Consider the following 15,492-nt stretch of genomic DNA (forward strand, 5'->3'; position numbering starts at 1 on the left):
CACAGCGTATGTCAATTAACATACGTCGCGTATCCAAAAATAAAGGTGACAGGCATGGCGCCCAAAGCGCGGTCGCAAATGATCGAAGAAACCCGTGGCAAGCTGCTTGAGGCGGCTCGCCTGGCATTCAGTACGGTGGGCTATGCCCGGACATCGATGGACGAATTGACGGCTTCGGTCGGGCTGACGCGTGGCGCGTTGTACCACCATTTTGGCGACAAGAAAGGCTTGTTCAAGGCCGTGGCCCAGCAGATCGATGCCGAGCTGGATGCGCAGCTGGCGCAGGTGTTTGAGCAGGCGGACAGCCATTGGCAAGGGTTTAAGGATCAGTGCCGGCTGTATCTGGAGATGGCCCTGCAAGTCGAGGTACAGCGCATTCTGTTGCGCGATGCGCCTTCGGTGCTGGGCTCGCAATATGTGCAGAACACCCAGTCGGTGTGCTGCCTGTCGATGGCGTCGATGTTGCAGGGGCTGATGGACACCGAGGTGATTCAGCGCACCGATCCCGAGGCGCTGGCGCGTCTGATTCAGGGCGGGCTGATGGATGCGTCGTTCTGGATTGCCGAGGCCGACAACCCGCCGCAGCGTCTGGCCGCTGCGCTGGACAGCCTGGACCTGATGCTGCGCGGTTTGCTGCGGGTGCCTGAGCCGCGCTGACGCGGCCCGGGCCCGTGCATCAGAAGTGGTACTTGATCAGCAGGCTGGTGGTGTTCTGATTGGTCTTGAACGCGCCGCTGTCTTCGATGCCGTACTTGTTTTTCCAGTAGTCGTATTCTACGCCGACATACAGTTGCTTGGCGCTCCAGCTCAGGGCCTTGCCGAGGTCATATTTAACCTGCGGGTTGAAGTGCAGGTTGGCGTGGTAGGTGCCACGGGAGTTCTCGTCGTTGTCGACCACCCAGTCCATGTAGCCGTCGATCAGCACATCGGAGTTGCCCAGGGGCAGGGTGTAGGACCACACCGGGGTGATCTGCCACACACCTTTGCCGGCGCGGCTGCCTTCCGGGAAGCGTTGGTAGAAGTTCAACTGGAAGTAGTCAAAGCCCGGCACGTTCAGGTCGAAACCCGGGCCGATCAGGTAGGCATCGGTATCGCCTTCGCCAAACTCGTAAGTCATGGCCAGCAGCACGTCTTTGATCGGGCCGAATTCAAACTTCTGGTCGAAGATCTTGCCGAACGACAAACGCGGGGTGAATTCACCGTAGTAGGTGTTCGGGCCGACGTTGCCGTCTTTCTTGCCGTTGTAAAAGATACGGTCAAGGAAGAAGAAGTTGTCACCGTACTTCCAGCTGTCAGCATGCTCGAAGGTCATGGTCTGCTGAATTTTTGGATTGACCTGGAAGTCCTTGCCGTACAAGTAAGTCAGGCTGTTGGTTTGCCATTGCAGCAGGTCGCCGGCGACTGCCGGAGCCCCGCCCAGCATGCTCCCCGCAAGCATCAGGCCGGTAAGTGTGCGCTTCATTCGGTTAGCTCCAAAATATAGAAAGTTGTGCAAGTAGTGCGAACGTGGCGCTCTGTTGTGGCGCCTTGGTTCATGGTTTTAAAAGTTGCCTTTACGGTCAGCTTCAGTGCTTTTAGCAAGTTCGGGGCCATACCTGTTTTATAGCCATGAATAAACCCTCGACTGCGCGTTGGCAGTTGAGTGCAGGGGGCGGCAGGCAGGCCGTAAACCTTTGATATAAAGGCAAAAGTTGGCTTTAAAGTCAGCTTTGAAAAACGTCGCGTTTAAGCGGGCGCGCAGGATACGGGCTCTGGCGCGTGCACTCAAGCGCTCTGTTAAAGACCAGGGCGGGCAATAACAGAGCATGCACAGTCTAGAGCTTAGAAGTGGACTTTGATCAGGGCACTGGCGGTGTTCTGGTTGGTATCAAGACGGCTGCTGCTTTCGATGCCGTACTTGTCCTTCCAGTAGCTGTATTCAATCCCGACATAGAGCTGTTTTTCACCCAGGTTCAGGGCCTTGCCCAGGTCATATTTGATCTGTGGGTTGAAGTGCAGATTGGAGTGGTAGGTGCCGCGTGAGTTCTGGTCGTTGTCCACCACCCAGTCCATATAGCCGTCGATCAACACGTTGGAGCGGCCCAGGGGGATGGTGTAGGAAAACGACGGAGTGATCTGCCAGACCCCGGTGCCAGGGCGTGGGCCCTCGGTATGGCGGCGATAGAAGTTGAGGGTGAAGTAGTTGAAGCCCGGTACCGCCAGATCAAAGCCCGGGCCGATCAGGTAGGCCTCGCTGTCGCCTTCGCCATATTCATAGGTCATGGCCAGCAGCACATCCTTGATCGGGCCATATTCGAATTTGCGGTCGAAGATCTTGCCGAACGACAGGCGCGGGCTGAACTCGCCGTAATAGGTGTGCGGGCCTTTGTTGGGGTCTTCTTTGCCGTTGTAGAAAATACGGTCGACAAACAGGAAGTTGTCACCGTACTTCCATTTGTCCGCATGTTCGAAAGTGACGGTTTGCTGGATCGACGGGTTGATCGCGAAGTTCTTGCCGTACAGGTAGGTCAGGCTGTTGGTTTGCCATAAAAACAGGTCCCCGGCCATTGTCTGGCTGGCAGCCAAAAGTCCACCTGCGAGCGTGACGCCCCAGTGTTTGCACTTCATGGGTAACTCCCTTTTTTATTGTTTTTGTAAAGCGAGAGCCCCTCTCCCTAGCCCTCTCCCGGAGGGAGAGGGGATTGGTCGTGCGAGCACTCAGGAACACCACCGATCAGCCCCCTCTCCCTTGGGGAGAGGGTTGGGGTGAGGGTCAGGGCTCAGTGCTGGTGCACATGCCCGCTCATGGCTGCGCGTTCGGAACCGCCCAGCACATTGAACATCAGGTTCAGGCACACCGCGCTGACAGCGGCCATGGCGATACCGCTGTGGGTGATGGGGTCCATCCACAGTGGCAGGTGGGCGAAAAACTCAGGACGCACCACCGGGATCAGGCCCATGCCGATGCTCACGGCCACCAGCAACTGATTGCGGCGGTCGGCGATGTCGGCTTCCTGGAGGATCTTGATCCCGGTTGCCGCGACCATGCCGAACATGGCAATGGCGGCGCCACCCAACACTGCAGGCGGAATCGAGGCCACCAGGTACGCCGCTTTCGGCAGCAGGCTGAGGGTGATCAGGAAGATACCGGCCATGATGGTTACCGAGCGGCAACGCACGCCGGTCATTTGCACCAGGCCAATGTTCTGGGCGAAGGAGGAGTGGGTGAAGGTGTTGAAAAAACCGGCGATAAAAGAAGCGCCTGCGTCACACAGCAAACCGCGACGCAGCATGCGCGGGGTGACTTCCTGATCGGTGATTTTGCCCAGCGCCAGGAACATCCCGGTGGACTCGACAAAAATGATCACCACCACCAGGCACATCGAAAGAATCGGTGCCAAATGAAACTCCGGCATGCCGAAGTGCAAGGGGGTGACAACCTGGAACCACGGCGTATTGTCCAGCCCGGAGAGGTCGACCATGCCGATGGCGCCTGACAGCACATAGCCCAGGGCCATGCCGATCAAGACCGACACATTGACCCAGAAGCCGCGCATAAAGCGGTTGATCAGCAGGATGGTGCCCAGCACCAGAGCCGCGATGGCCAGGTACACCGGCGAGCCGAATTGCGCCGCAGCACTGCCGCCACCGGCCCAGTTGACCGCAACGGGGAACAGCGACAGGCCGATCGAAGTGATGACAGTGCCGGTGACCAGGGGAGGAAAGAAGCGCACCACCTTGGACATAAATGGCGCAATGATCATTCCGAAAAAGCCCGCGGCGATGGTCGCGCCGAAGATCCCGGTCAAGCCGATACCCGGCATCCCGGCCATGGCCACCATGCTGCCAACGGCGGCAAAGCTGGCGCCCATCATGACCGGCATGCGAATACCCATGGGGCCGATACCCATCGACTGCACGATGGTAGCGACACCCGCCACCAGCAGGTCGGCGTTGATCAGAAACGCGATCTCTTCACGACTCAGGCCTGCAGCCTGTCCGATGATCAGCGGCACGGCCACGGCGCCGCCATACATCAGCAGCACATGCTGCAAACCGACCAGGATCAGTTGCAGCATGGGTAGCCGCGCCAGCGGGGGCGGGGCGGTCACGGCGGGTATGCGCGGTTCGGTTAAATCGGACATGCAACACCTCGGTCATTTTTATTGTTGTGAGCTAGTGGTGTGTTCTTGCGGCCGCAGCGGGGCTGCGACCGCAAAGGCGGTGCGTCAGTTGGTCCGTGCCCCTGCATTGATCCAGGCGCCGACCAGGTCGCGCTCCTGTTGCGTCATTTGCGTGATGTTGCCCAGCGGCATGATCGGCGTGACAACGGCCTGAGCCTGAATGCGCGGGGCCATCAGCTGGATCTGTTGCGCGGTGTCGAACATCACGCCTGCCGGAGCCGCACTGAACAACGGGCTGCTGGGGGTGGCGGAATGACAGACCGTGCAGCGCTCCTGGATCACCTTGTGGACTTGTTCAAAATCGACGGTGGCCACTGGCGCTGCCGCGGGTGCCTGTGCCGGTGCCGCTGGCGGAGCATCTGCAGCCTTGACGCCGCCCAGGGCGGTTTCCGGCAGCGGTTGGTACTTGATCACCTTGGCGGTTTCTGGCGCTGTCGACACAGGCTTTGGACCGGTAACGTAAGCCAGGCAAATCATGCCCAGGGCTGCGACCGGCAGGGTCCAGGCATATTTGTGGCTGTCGTGGCGGGTGTTGAAGTAGTGACGTACCAGCACTGCCAGCACCGCAATCCCGGCCAGGATCAACCAGTTGTACTGGCTGCCATAGGTGCTCGGGAAGTGGTTGCTGATCATGATGAACAGCACCGGCAAGGTGAAGTAGTTGTTGTGTCGCGAACGCAGCAGGCCTTTGGCCGGCAGTGCCGGGTCAGGGCTGCGGCCTTCCTTGATCGCGGCTACCAGGGCACGTTGTGCCGGCATGATGGTGCGGAATACGTTCCCGACCATGATGGTGCCGATAATGGCGCCCACGTGCAGGTAGGCACCGCGCCCGCTGAACACTTTGCTCAGGCCGAACGCTGCTGCAACCAGCAGCACAAACAGGACGAAACCGAGCAGCGCCGGGCGTTTGCCCAGGGCGGAGTCGCACAGAAAGTCGTAAACGAACCAGCCGGCAATCAGCGAGCCGATACCGATGGCAACCGCTTCAGGGCCGCTCATGCTGCTGCCTGGAGCAATCAGGTACAGCGCGGGGTTGAAGTAGAACACCAGACAGAGCAGGGCGATGCCCGACATCCAGGTGAAATAGGCTTCCCATTTAAACCAGTGCAGGTTTTCCGGCATGGTGGGTGGGGCCAGTTTGTATTTTTCGAGGTGGTAAATACCGCCTCCGTGAATCGCCCATAGATCGCCAGCAAGGCCATCCTTGGGGTTGGCCCGGTTAAGGTTGTTCTCCAGCCAGACGAAATAAAACGACGCGCCAATCCAGGCCACACCGGTAATCATATGAATCCAGCGCACGCTCAGATTCAGCCATTCCATTAGATGTGCTTCCACAGTCTTTACCTCTTGCCCGTCACTCTTTTGTGAGTGTTGGACCTTCTCTTATTGGTGGGGGGCGAGGAACAGCAACTGATCCTCTTTAAAGAAATGCTCATCGCAGTTATTACCGCTGCCACTGCGATCAACCACCAGGAAGTCATCCCGCTTTTCGATCGTCAGCACCGGGTGGTGCCAGACGCCGCGATGGTAATTGATGCCCTGCCTGCCATTACTGACAAAGGCGCGGACCAGGTCCGATACAGGTTCATCGCCAACGGGCGCGACCACGATCAGAAAGGGGTTGCCGAGCAGCGGTATAAAAGCCTGGCTGCCCAGCGGATGGCGCTCCAGCATGCGTACGGTGAACGGCATGTCCTGCGCCTCGGCGCGGAAAATGCTGATGATCGCCTTGTCTTCTGGCGTAGCCGTTTCGACCTCGGCCAGACGGTGAAAGCGCATGGTCGAACCGTTATTGATCATGAAGTGGTCGCTGCCATCGGTTTCAATCACGTCACCGAAAGGGGCGAAGGCTTCTTTGGTCAGAGGTTCAATCATCAATGTGCGCATGGTGGTCTTCTTATTCGGGTTTCTGAGGTGTCAGTTTTGTCGCTATCGCTGGTAAGCCCGCTCCCACAGGATGAATACATTTCTAATGTGGGAGCGGACTTGCCCGCGATGGGTGCAGCGCTTATTTGGCGACTTTGCCCAATACGCGGATGCGGCTTACACCACCATCCGGGAACAGGTTGAGGCGAATGTGGGTGATCGGGCCGAGGTTTTTCAGTTGCTCGCTGTAGGTGTGTTCAGCGTGCATTTCCATTTTTTGGCTCGGCAGCAGTTCACGCCAGAACAGCGACTGGGTTTCGATCTGGCTGTCGGTACCGCCCTTGACGTACGCGCCCTGGATCGAGCAGCTGTCCGGGTAGTTGCCCTTGAAGTGCAGGGTGTCGACGATGATTTTTTCGATCTCGCCCGGGTGGCCCAGCGCGACGATGACCCAGTCATTGCCCGGGGTACGACGACGTGCGGTTTCCCAGCCATCGCCCATATTGATGCCGCGGCCAGGGTTGAGGATGTTGCTCATGCGTCCGAAGTGTTCGTCGGAGCAGGCGAGGGCGCGGCCACCGTTGAGAGCTGCGGCCAGATCGACCTGTTCGTTGTCGCCTACTGCCGACCAGTCACGGAACGGCACGCCGTACACGCGCAGACGCGCTACGCCGCCATCCGGGAAAATGTTGAAGCGCAGGTGGCTGAAGGCCTGGTCATTGTTGATTTCGTGGTAGTGATGGCTGTTGCCCTGCAGCTCGACGGCCGACAGTACTTCCACCCACTGGGTGTTTTCATTCGGTTCGCCCGAGGCCAGGAAGCAGGCTTCCAGCGAGGCCGATGGTGGAAAGTTGCCGGTGAAGAATGAAGTGTCGATGTCCACACCCTTGATCGAGCCCGGAACGCCAAGACGGATGACGGCACTGTCATAGCCTTCGAAGCGCTTGCGGCGGGACTCCCAGCCGTCCATCCACTTGCCGTTGTCATCGAAAACGCCCTCCTTCCATACGGCCGGGGTCGGCTGGAACATGCGGTTGGCGTCGGCAAACCAGTCATCGGTTACCGAAACGATTTTGGTGCCCAGGCGGGCATCGGCCAGGTTGACGAACTTCTCGAAAGGTACGGCGTAAGCTTTCATTCTTCTTGTCTGCCTTTAAATGAGTGGCTGGAGATGCGTCATCGGCGGGTGCCGGTTCGGCTTAGAGCTGGAGTAATCGGAACAGGGCGATCTTGTTGATTTCTGCCAACGCGCACTTGAACTCGACGTCTGCCGGGTTATGGATGCGGGTTTCGAACGCGGCGAGGATCTGGTGCCGGTCGCTGCCTTTTACCGCCATGATGAAGGGAAACTTGAACTTGGCTTTGTAGGCCTCGTTCAGCTCGGTGAAGCGTTGAAACTCTTCGGCCGTGCATTGGTGAATACCGGCGCCAGCCTGTTCATTGGTGCTGGCTTCGGTCAGTTGGCCCTGGACGGCTGCTTTGCCGGCCAGGTCCGGGTGAGCGTTGATCAATGCCAGCTGGCTGGCGTGATCGGCGCTCAACAAAATGTCACTCATGCGCTGGTGCAGGGTTTCGATCTGGTCGACGCTGCTGTCCAGGCCCAGGTCGTAGGCCTTTTCGGCAACCCAGGGCGAGTGTTCGTAGATATCGGCAAAAGCCGCCACGAAGGCTTCACGGCTCAGTTGTGAAGGCTTGAGGGTCTTGAAGGCGCTCATTTGGCGGTCTCGGCAACAAAAGGGTGGGTGGCGTGCCAGTGGCGGGCAATGTCCACGCGGCGGGTGAACCAGACCTGTTCGTGGCCCTTGGCGTACTCAATGAAACGCTTGAGGGCGGCGAGGCGCGCAGGGCGGCCAATGAGGCGGCAATGCAGGCCGATGGAAAGCATCTTCGGCGACTCTGCGCCTTCGGCGTACAGCACATCGAAAGCATCCTTGAGGTACTGGAAAAATTGCTCGCCGGTGTTGAAGCCCTGCACCTGGGTAAAGCGCATGTCATTGGTATCCAGGGTATAGGGGATCACCAGATGCGGTTTGCCGGTGGGATTGTTGGGTTCCCAGTAGGGCAGGTCGTCGTCATAGGTATCGCAGTCGTACAAAAAGCCGCCTTCTTCCATCACCAGGCGCCGGGTATTGGGACCGGTGCGGCCGGTGTACCAACCCAGCGGGCGTTCGCCGCTGATTTCGGTGAGGATGCGGATGGCTTCGAGCATGTGTTCACGCTCTTGCGCTTCATCCATGTACTGGTAGTCGATCCAGCGATAACCGTGGCTGCAGATCTCGTGCCCGGCCTCGACCATGGCGCGGATCACATCCGGATGGCGCTGGGCGGCCATTGCCACGGCAAACACCGTGAGCGGAATATCGAACTCGCGAAACAGCTTGAGGATGCGCCACACGCCTGCACGGCTGCCGTACTCATACAGCGACTCCATGCTCATGTTGCGCTCGCCCTGCAATGGTTGGGCTGAGACCATTTCCGACAGGAAGGCTTCAGACTCCTTGTCACCGTGCAGGATGTTGCGCTCGCCGCCTTCTTCGTAATTGAGAACAAAAGACAGGGCGATGCGGGCGTTGCCCGGCCAATGCGGGTGTGGAGGGTTTGGACCGTAACCAATCAGGTCGCGTGGGTAGTCAGCGCTCACTGCAGTCTTCCTTATTGTTCGTGGTAACAGTCGATTGGCCAGACCTGGCGTCACTGCGATGAGCTGATTGTATACAACTTTACATTTTATTTGTAACCCTGATTTTTGCTATTTCTACCACGATTTGTACAGAAAGAGTACTTGCAAGAAACCTGCCTGATTGGTCAGTTTATGGGCGAAAGGTCTCTGAGGACTGCGGCTTTGACGATTAATGCCGTGCAGGCCCCGTAGCGTCGGGGGATGCGCAGATTGTCATTTTTAATTGTGTACAATTTTTTTGATAAATGTCTTAATCGTTTCTTCGCCGAGCCTTTTGGTGCGCCAAAAGAGGGCGGCAGCCGTTTTTTTCACGACTCGGGAGGTCGCACAATCAATGGGACGTTTGACTACGCACGTTTTGGATGCCGCACACGGCTGCCCGGGCAGCTCGATCAAGGTCGAGCTGTATCGGGTTGAAGGTTCGGGGCTGGAGTTGGTCGCTACAGCCCTGACCAACAGCGATGGCCGTTGCGACGCGCCGTTGCTGGAGGGGGAGGCCTACCGTTCCGGGGTTTACCAGGTGCAGTTCAGTGCCGGTGATTACTACCGCGCACGGGGTGTGAAATTGCCGGAGCCGGCGTTTCTGGATGTGGTGGTACTGCGTTTCGGGATCAGCGCCGAGCAGGATCACTACCATGTACCGCTACTGATTTCGCCGTACAGCTACTCGACCTATCGCGGTAGCTAATCGTTTTCGATCTGCGCATGTGGTTATTTGCCCGCTCACACTGCGGGCTTTTTTTTGCCTGTCTAAATGCCATGTCCGTAGCAGCTGCCGAAGCAACGAGGCTGCGTTCGGCGGCGTAGCCGTCGTAGAACCTGAATCCGCTGTCCATCAGATAAATCGCGAACTCAGGTCTTACGATTGCTTCGCAATCGAACGCAGCCTCGTTCCTTCGGCAGCTGCTACGGGCTTGTGTGCAATCAGCGGCTCAACAACGACGCCGTGCCTGCCACGCTGAACAGCCCGGCACTGACCCGGTTGAACCAGCTCTGGCCCTTGCCGCTGCGCAGGTACCCCGCCGCACCGTGGGCACCCAGGCCGTAGGCCAGCTTGCACAGCAGGTCGAGCACGGTCCAGGTGGCGATCATCACCAGTAACTGGTTGAGGAACGGTAGATCGGGGTTGAGAAACTGCGGCAAAAAGGCAGCAAAGAACAGAATGTCCTTAGGATTGCTGGCCCCCAGCACGAACGCGCGCCCAAACAGGGCGCTAAAGCGCGGTATTGGTGCGGCTTCGGGCACATTGGTGACGGTGGCCGGCTGGCGCGATTGTTTCCAGCTTTGCCAGGCCAGGTAAAACAGGTACAGCGCGCCCACGATCTTCAGGGCGCTGAAGAGTTTTTCCGAGGCCAGCAGCAAGGCGCCCAAACCCAGTGCCGAAGCGCTGAGCAGGCAGATCGAGGCAAATACACCTCCCAGAAAAGCCGGGTACGAACGGCGCAAGCCGTAGTTCAGACTGTTGCTGATCATCAATAACGACAGCGGCCCTGGAATCAGGATTACCACCAATGCCGCGCTGCTGAACAGCAGCCAGGTTTCCAGACTCATCACTTCCTCCCAAACAACAAAGGCCCCGCGTCATTGCGGGGCCGATTGATACCGCCCGGTTTACAGGAAAATAAACTTGGCGATGAAAATAGCGCAGAGCACCCACAGGCTGACGGAAATTTCCCGGTATTTGCCGGTGCCTGCCTTGAGTGCGACAAAGCTGATAAAGCCCAGGGCTATCCCGTCGGCGACCGAGAAGGTCAAAGGCATCATGATCACGGTCACTATGGCCGGGATGCAGTCAGTGGGTTCGTCCCAGTTGATGTGCTGCATGCCGCCCATCATCAGCATGGCCACATAAATCAGAGCGCCTGCCGTGGCGTAAGCGGGGATCATGCCAGCCAGAGGGGCAAAGAACATGGCGGCCACAAACAACACGCCCACGGTGACGGCAGTAAGCCCGGTACGCCCGCCTGCCGCAACGCCTGCGGCGCTTTCCACGTAGCTGGTCACGGGTGGCACGCCGACCACGGCACCGAACACGCTGGAGGCGCTGTCGGCCTTGAGGGCCCGGGACAGGTTTTCGATCCTGCCATCGGCCTTCACCAGCCCGGCACGCTGGGCCACGCCCATCAGGGTGCCGGCCGTATCGAACATGTGTACAAACAGAAAGGCCAGCACCACGCTGATCATGCTGATGTTGAAAACGCCCTTGAGGTCCATGGCCATCCAGGTCGGTGCAAGGCTTGGCGGTGCCGACATGATGCCGTTGTAATGCACCAGGTCCAGGCCCCAGCCGGCGAGGGTCACGGCGATAATGCTGATCAGGATGGCGCCGAAGACGCGGTGATAGCTCAGAATCGCAATCATCAAAAAGCACACCGCTGCCAGCAGCGGGGCAGGGTCGCGCAATGAACCGAGCTTGATCAGGGTGGCCGGGCTGTCGACGATAATGCCCGAGGTTTTCAGGCCGATAATCCCCAGGAACAACCCCACCCCGGCACCCATCGCGTACCGCAAGCTGACGGGAATGCTGTTGAGCAGCCATTCACGCACCCGCGACAGGGTCAGAATCAGGAACAGCACACCGGAGACAAACACGGCACCCAATGCTGTTTCCCAGCTGTAACCCATGGTTCCGACCACGGTGTAAGTAAAAAACGCATTCAGTCCCATACCTGGCGCCAGGCCTACTGGCCAGTTGGCGTAAAGCCCCATCAACAGGCTGCCGAGAGCGGCGGCAATGCAGGTGGCGACGAAGGCTGCACCATGATCGATCCCAGCATCGGCCATGATGTTGGGGTTGACGAAGATGATGTAGGCCATGGTGATAAAGGTGGTCAGCCCGGCAATCAGCTCGGTTTTGACCGTGGTGCCATGCAGTGACAGTTTGAACAGGCGTTCCAGCCAGCTGCGGGCGGCGGGCGTGGCAAGTTCGACAACGGGTATTTCTGACTTTTGGCTGTCCACGGTGATTTCCTCAGGCTTTTATTATTTTTAAGGGCACTGGGTGTGGCGGGAGATGTTTTTCTGACTTTCGGGTCAGAAACGCAGGCGAAGTGAATTATGCTTTTGTATACAAAAAAAGCAAATAATGTTTTTCAGATTGTGATCAGAAAGTGATGGGTGGGTGTCTGTTTTCTGTGGGAGCGAGTTTGCTCGCGATTGGATCGCTGCGGTACAACTGGAGTACTGCGGCGCCTGCATCGCGGGCAAGCCCGCTCACAGAACAAGCCACCTTCCACAGGAACCCTGCTCTAGAGCTGGCGGCTTTGTCCCAGGGCATGATTGACCGCCAGCCAGCCATTCACCGCGTCTTCACCTGCCTGAGCAAATACCCTTTGCAGCAGCTTGACCTGTTCGCGGCGCAGGCTCTTTTCGAAGGCCACACCGTCGGCAGTCAGTTCCAGCAGGCGTTTGCGCTTGTCGGTCTCGGGCGCGACGCTGCGCACCAGGGCCATCTCGATCAACTGGCGTAATGGCGTATTCAGGGCCTGCTTGCTCACGCCCAGTAAGGTCAGCAGTTCCTTGACGCTGACACCGGGGTGGTGGGCGATAAAAAAAACAATACGCTGATGCACCCGACTCAGCCCACGACGTGCCAGCATTTCATCCGCTTTGGCGGTAAATGCTTGATAGCCAAAGAAGAAGGCTTCCATGGCGGCGCGCTGAGTGGTCGGATTTTTAAGGTCAAGCATATTGACGTATCTAGGGTTCGCGGCGTAGTTTCGGTCAAACAGTTTGACTTATTTCCAATTACTTCCGCTACCGGTGATCTGTATGGCCTTCTCCGAACGTGTTTCCCGCCTGAAAAGCTCCTTGATTCGTGAAATTCTGGCTGCGGCCCAACGTCCGGAAGTCATGTCTTTCGCTGGCGGGCTACCGGCCGAGGCCATGCTGCCCAAGGTCGACTGGACCGATATGCCTGCCTCGATGGGTCAGTACGGCATGAGCGAAGGTGAGCCGGCACTGCGTGAAGTACTGGCTGCAGAGGCTCGCGCACTGGGGGTTGATTGCGATGCCAGCCAGGTGATGGTGTTGAGCGGTTCGCAGCAGGCGCTGGATCTGGCAGCCAAGCTGTATATCGACAAGGGCACCGAAATCATGCTCGAAGCACCGACCTACCTGGCGGCGCTGCAAATCTTCCAATTGTTCGGCGCCGAATGCCTGACGTTCCCGCTGCAAGCTGATGGCCCTGATCTGGCTGCGTTGCGCGTGCAGCTGGAAAAACACAGCCCGGCGTTCATCTACCTGATCCCGACGTTCCAGAATCCGTCTGCTGTGCGTTACAGCGAAACCAAGCGCGACGCGGTTGCTGCCTTGCTCGACGAGTTCGGCGTGACCCTGATCGAAGACGAGCCTTACCGCGAGCTGAACTTCGACGGTGGCAGCGCCACACCGATCGTCAGCCGCCTGAAAAAAGCCAGCTGGATCTATACCGGCACGGTGTCCAAGACCCTGTTGCCGGGCCTGCGTGTTGGCTTCCTGATTGCCAGCCCCGACCTGTACCCGCACTTGCTGCGCCTCAAGCAATCGGCTGACCTGCACACCAACCGCGTTGGCCAGTGGCAAGCCTTGCAGTGGATCGGCACCGAGAAAATGAGTAATCACCTGGCCGAGCTGCGTGATTTCTACCGCGTGCGCCGTGACGGTTTTCAGCTGGCGCTGGAAGAGCATTTCTCGGATCTGGCTGACTGGCATGTGCCACAGGGCGGTTTGTTCTTCTGGCTGACCCTCAAGCAACCGTTCGATACCCGCACTTTGCTCAAGCCTGCGCTGGAACAGAACGTGGCCTTTATGCCTGGCGAGCCGTTCTTCGCCAACCCGGACCAGAACGTGGGCAGCCTGCGCCTGAACTTCAGCCACATCGATCCGGCACGTCTGCATGAGGGCCTCAAGCGTCTGGCCAACGTGATTCGTCAGGCCCAGGCTGCCCAGGCGGCCTGAAGGAGGCGCAATGCTCAAGGTTTATGGCGATTACAACTCGGGCAACTGCTACAAGATCAAGCTGATGCTGCATTTGCTGGGGCTTGAGTATCAGTGGTTTGCCGTGGACATTCTCAAGGGTGAAACCGAGACCCCGGAGTTTCTGGCGAAAAACCCCAACGGCAAAGTGCCGGTGCTGGAGCTGGAAGACGGTACGTGCCTGTGGGAGTCCAACGCGATTCTCAACTACCTGGCCGACGGCAGCGAGTTTTTGCCGACCGAACCGCGTTTGCGCACGCAAGTGCTGCAATGGCAGTTTTTCGAGCAGTACAGTCATGAGCCTTATATTGCGGTGGCGCGCTTTATCCAGTTTTACCTGGGGCTACCCGAAGAGCGCCTTGAGGAATACCGCAAGCTGCAAAAGCGTGGCTACAAGGCGCTGGACGTGATGGAGCAACAGCTCACGCGCACGCCGTATCTGGTGGGTGAGCAATACTCGATCGCCGACGTGACGCTGTATGCCTATACCCATGTGGCCCATCAGGGCGGGTTTGACCTGAGCGGCTACCCGGGTATTCAGGCGTGGCTGGCGCGGGTGGCCAGCCATCCGCGGCATGTGGGAATGCTCGATTGAGCAAATCGCCCCTTTAAAAAAACCGGCCAAGTGCCGGTTTTTTTGTGCGCGCATTCTGTAGCCGCTGACGAGGTCTGAAGGAAACTTCAACTGTGGGAGCGAGCCTGCTCGCGAAGGTCGTTCGCGAGCAGGCTCGCTCCCACAGAGAGGGTAGACCGGGGGATGGCCTTAAACGTTGGCAAAGCGCTGGTTCAGGTAGTCAATGATCACCTTGGACTCATACATCCAGGTGGTTTTGCCGCCTTCTTCGATGCGCAGGCAAGGCACTTTGATCTTGCCCCCTTGCTCCAGCAGGGTCTGGCGATCCTGCTCGTTGTTCTTCGCGTCACGCAGGGCCACTGGCACATTCAGGCGGCGCAGGGTGCGGCGCGTTTTTACACAGAAAGGGCAGGCGTGGAACTGAAACAGGGTCAGGCCCTTGGCAGCCTGGTCGACCTGCGCCTGAGCGGCGGCAGGGCGCTGCTTTTTGCTTGGACGTGTCACGAAATCGCCAGCGATAATGAGCTGACCCAGGCCTACGCGAAGCGCTTTGATAAACACAGTAAAAGCCTCATGGGCAAATTAATAAGGGACGCAGCTTACCTGAAATTGTGCAGGCGAAAAAAAACCGGCGATAAACGCCGGTTTTTTCTGTGCCGCAGTTACTTGATCAGGCTGAGAAACTCGCTGCGCGTGGCGGCGTTTTCGCGGAACTCACCCAGCATCACCGAAGTGATCATCGACGAGTTCTGCTTCTCGACACCGCGCATCATCATGCACATGTGCTTGGCCTCGATCACAACGGCCACGCCCAGGGCGCCGGTGACTTGCATCACGGCGTCGGCGATCTGGCGACTGAGATTTTCCTGGATCTGCAGGCGACGGGCATACATGTCGACAATACGCGCCACTTTCGACAGGCCCAGCACTTTGCCGCTCGGAATGTAGGCGACATGGGCCTTGCCGATAAACGGCAGCAGGTGGTGTTCGCACAGCGAGTACAACTCGATGTCCTTGACCAGCACCATTTCGCTGTTGTCTGAGCTGAACAAGGCACCGTTGGTGACTTCTTCCAGGGTTTGTTCATAGCCGCGGCAAAGGTACTGCATGGCCTTGGCGGCACGCTTTGGCGTATCCAGCAGGCCTTCACGGGAAACGTCTTCGCCGAGTTGACCGAGGATCGCGGTGTAGTTTTGTTCCAGGGACATTAATCTACCTGTGGGATTTTTCGCAAAGAGTAAGGGTACGGGGGC

At 58.3% G+C, this 15,492-nt stretch carries 17 protein-coding genes; 4 read left to right on the plus strand and 13 right to left on the minus strand.

The window, feature by feature from the left end:
* Positions 1 to 54: 54 nt before the first annotated feature.
* A complete protein-coding gene (locus GHO42_RS12485) occupies positions 55 to 657 on the plus strand; it encodes a TetR/AcrR family transcriptional regulator (RefSeq protein WP_095002060.1) in 603 nt (200 codons plus the stop codon).
* 19 nt (positions 658 to 676) lie between these two features.
* On the opposite strand, the gene GHO42_RS12490 is transcribed toward GHO42_RS12485, so the two are convergent.
* The 8 genes from GHO42_RS12490 to puuE form a co-directional block, all read right to left on the minus strand.
* Entirely contained in the window at positions 677 to 1,462 is a 786-nt protein-coding gene (locus GHO42_RS12490; protein ID WP_095002059.1) for an outer membrane protein OmpK, read from the minus strand.
* A gap of 359 nt (positions 1,463 to 1,821) precedes the next feature.
* A complete protein-coding gene (locus GHO42_RS12495; RefSeq protein WP_095002058.1) occupies positions 1,822 to 2,607 on the minus strand; it encodes an outer membrane protein OmpK in 786 nt (261 codons plus the stop codon).
* Positions 2,608 to 2,759: 152 nt separating this feature from the next.
* Positions 2,760 to 4,124 carry a nucleobase:cation symporter-2 family protein gene (locus GHO42_RS12500; RefSeq protein WP_095002057.1) on the minus strand — a complete coding sequence of 455 codons (1,365 nt, stop codon included), beginning with the start codon at positions 4,122 to 4,124 and terminating at the stop codon, positions 2,760 to 2,762.
* Positions 4,125 to 4,208: 84 nt separating this feature from the next.
* Positions 4,209 to 5,498, minus strand: coding sequence for a urate hydroxylase PuuD (locus tag GHO42_RS12505; RefSeq protein ID WP_095002056.1), 1,290 nt, complete (start codon positions 5,496 to 5,498; stop codon positions 4,209 to 4,211).
* A 48-nt stretch (positions 5,499 to 5,546) separates the two neighbouring features.
* Positions 5,547 to 6,050 (minus strand): ureidoglycolate lyase, encoded by a 504-nt coding sequence (locus tag GHO42_RS12510; protein ID WP_016781501.1) that lies wholly within the window; start codon positions 6,048 to 6,050, stop codon positions 5,547 to 5,549.
* A 121-nt stretch (positions 6,051 to 6,171) separates the two neighbouring features.
* Positions 6,172 to 7,167 carry an allantoicase gene (gene alc, locus GHO42_RS12515; RefSeq protein ID WP_086797829.1) on the minus strand — a complete coding sequence of 332 codons (996 nt, stop codon included), beginning with the start codon at positions 7,165 to 7,167 and terminating at the stop codon, positions 6,172 to 6,174.
* 61 nt (positions 7,168 to 7,228) lie between these two features.
* On the minus strand, positions 7,229 to 7,744 hold the full coding sequence (gene uraD, locus GHO42_RS12520) for a 2-oxo-4-hydroxy-4-carboxy-5-ureidoimidazoline decarboxylase (protein WP_016781499.1): 516 nt from the start codon (positions 7,742 to 7,744) through the stop codon (positions 7,229 to 7,231).
* Entirely contained in the window at positions 7,741 to 8,670 is a 930-nt protein-coding gene (gene puuE / locus GHO42_RS12525; RefSeq protein ID WP_095002055.1) for an allantoinase PuuE, read from the minus strand. Before puuE ends, uraD begins: the two co-directional genes overlap by 4 nt.
* Before the next feature lie 373 nt (positions 8,671 to 9,043).
* On the opposite strand from puuE, the gene uraH reads away from it, so the two are divergent.
* Positions 9,044 to 9,397 (plus strand): hydroxyisourate hydrolase, encoded by a 354-nt coding sequence (gene uraH, locus GHO42_RS12530; protein ID WP_095002054.1) that lies wholly within the window; start codon positions 9,044 to 9,046, stop codon positions 9,395 to 9,397.
* Positions 9,398 to 9,633: 236 nt separating this feature from the next.
* On the opposite strand, the gene GHO42_RS12535 is transcribed toward uraH, so the two are convergent.
* From GHO42_RS12535 to GHO42_RS12545, 3 genes are all read right to left on the minus strand, one after another.
* Positions 9,634 to 10,260, minus strand: a complete 627-nt coding sequence (locus tag GHO42_RS12535) for a LysE family translocator (protein WP_095019573.1) — start codon at positions 10,258 to 10,260, stop codon at positions 9,634 to 9,636.
* A 60-nt stretch (positions 10,261 to 10,320) separates the two neighbouring features.
* Positions 10,321 to 11,670: an NCS2 family permease gene (locus tag GHO42_RS12540; RefSeq protein WP_095019572.1), complete on the minus strand. Its 1,350-nt coding sequence runs from the start codon at positions 11,668 to 11,670 to the stop codon at positions 10,321 to 10,323.
* Positions 11,671 to 11,957: 287 nt separating this feature from the next.
* On the minus strand, positions 11,958 to 12,398 hold the full coding sequence (locus GHO42_RS12545) for a MarR family winged helix-turn-helix transcriptional regulator (RefSeq protein ID WP_095002051.1): 441 nt from the start codon (positions 12,396 to 12,398) through the stop codon (positions 11,958 to 11,960).
* A gap of 82 nt (positions 12,399 to 12,480) precedes the next feature.
* On the opposite strand from GHO42_RS12545, the gene GHO42_RS12550 reads away from it, so the two are divergent.
* On the plus strand, positions 12,481 to 13,647 hold the full coding sequence (locus GHO42_RS12550) for a PLP-dependent aminotransferase family protein (protein WP_095019571.1): 1,167 nt from the start codon (positions 12,481 to 12,483) through the stop codon (positions 13,645 to 13,647).
* A gap of 10 nt (positions 13,648 to 13,657) precedes the next feature.
* Positions 13,658 to 14,260, plus strand: coding sequence for a glutathione S-transferase family protein (locus GHO42_RS12555; RefSeq protein ID WP_095002049.1), 603 nt, complete (start codon positions 13,658 to 13,660; stop codon positions 14,258 to 14,260).
* A 168-nt stretch (positions 14,261 to 14,428) separates the two neighbouring features.
* Here the strand turns inward: GHO42_RS12555 and GHO42_RS12560 are convergent, their stop codons facing one another.
* Together GHO42_RS12560 and folE are read right to left on the minus strand one after the other, a co-directional pair.
* Positions 14,429 to 14,800, minus strand: coding sequence for a glutathione S-transferase N-terminal domain-containing protein (locus GHO42_RS12560; RefSeq protein WP_095002048.1), 372 nt, complete (start codon positions 14,798 to 14,800; stop codon positions 14,429 to 14,431).
* Between the two features lie 101 nt (positions 14,801 to 14,901).
* Positions 14,902 to 15,447, minus strand: a complete 546-nt coding sequence (gene folE, locus GHO42_RS12565; RefSeq protein WP_003442011.1) for a GTP cyclohydrolase I FolE — start codon at positions 15,445 to 15,447, stop codon at positions 14,902 to 14,904.
* Positions 15,448 to 15,492 lie beyond the last annotated feature (45 nt).

Origin of the sequence: Pseudomonas sp. FSL R10-0056 (genome assembly GCF_009600105.1) — a bacterium.
Lineage (GTDB): Bacteria > Pseudomonadota > Gammaproteobacteria > Pseudomonadales > Pseudomonadaceae > Aquipseudomonas > Aquipseudomonas bubulae.

What these genes read in the sequence shown, in the direction of transcription:
- GHO42_RS12485 (WP_095002060.1), top strand. Translation starts at nt 55, where the DNA reads ATGGCGCCCAAAGCGCGGTCGCAAATGATCGAAGAAACCCGTGGCAAG.
- GHO42_RS12490 (WP_095002059.1), bottom strand. Translation starts at nt 1,462, where the DNA reads ATGAAGCGCACACTTACCGGCCTGATGCTTGCGGGGAGCATGCTGGGC.
- GHO42_RS12495 (WP_095002058.1), bottom strand. Translation starts at nt 2,607, where the DNA reads ATGAAGTGCAAACACTGGGGCGTCACGCTCGCAGGTGGACTTTTGGCT.
- GHO42_RS12500 (WP_095002057.1), bottom strand. Translation starts at nt 4,124, where the DNA reads ATGTCCGATTTAACCGAACCGCGCATACCCGCCGTGACCGCCCCGCCC.
- GHO42_RS12510 (WP_016781501.1), bottom strand. Translation starts at nt 6,050, where the DNA reads ATGCGCACATTGATGATTGAACCTCTGACCAAAGAAGCCTTCGCCCCT.
- alc (WP_086797829.1), bottom strand. Translation starts at nt 7,167, where the DNA reads ATGAAAGCTTACGCCGTACCTTTCGAGAAGTTCGTCAACCTGGCCGAT.
- uraD (WP_016781499.1), bottom strand. Translation starts at nt 7,744, where the DNA reads ATGAGCGCCTTCAAGACCCTCAAGCCTTCACAACTGAGCCGTGAAGCC.
- uraH (WP_095002054.1), top strand. Translation starts at nt 9,044, where the DNA reads ATGGGACGTTTGACTACGCACGTTTTGGATGCCGCACACGGCTGCCCG.
- GHO42_RS12535 (WP_095019573.1), bottom strand. Translation starts at nt 10,260, where the DNA reads ATGAGTCTGGAAACCTGGCTGCTGTTCAGCAGCGCGGCATTGGTGGTA.
- GHO42_RS12545 (WP_095002051.1), bottom strand. Translation starts at nt 12,398, where the DNA reads ATGCTTGACCTTAAAAATCCGACCACTCAGCGCGCCGCCATGGAAGCC.
- GHO42_RS12550 (WP_095019571.1), top strand. Translation starts at nt 12,481, where the DNA reads ATGGCCTTCTCCGAACGTGTTTCCCGCCTGAAAAGCTCCTTGATTCGT.
- GHO42_RS12555 (WP_095002049.1), top strand. Translation starts at nt 13,658, where the DNA reads ATGCTCAAGGTTTATGGCGATTACAACTCGGGCAACTGCTACAAGATC.
- folE (WP_003442011.1), bottom strand. Translation starts at nt 15,447, where the DNA reads ATGTCCCTGGAACAAAACTACACCGCGATCCTCGGTCAACTCGGCGAA.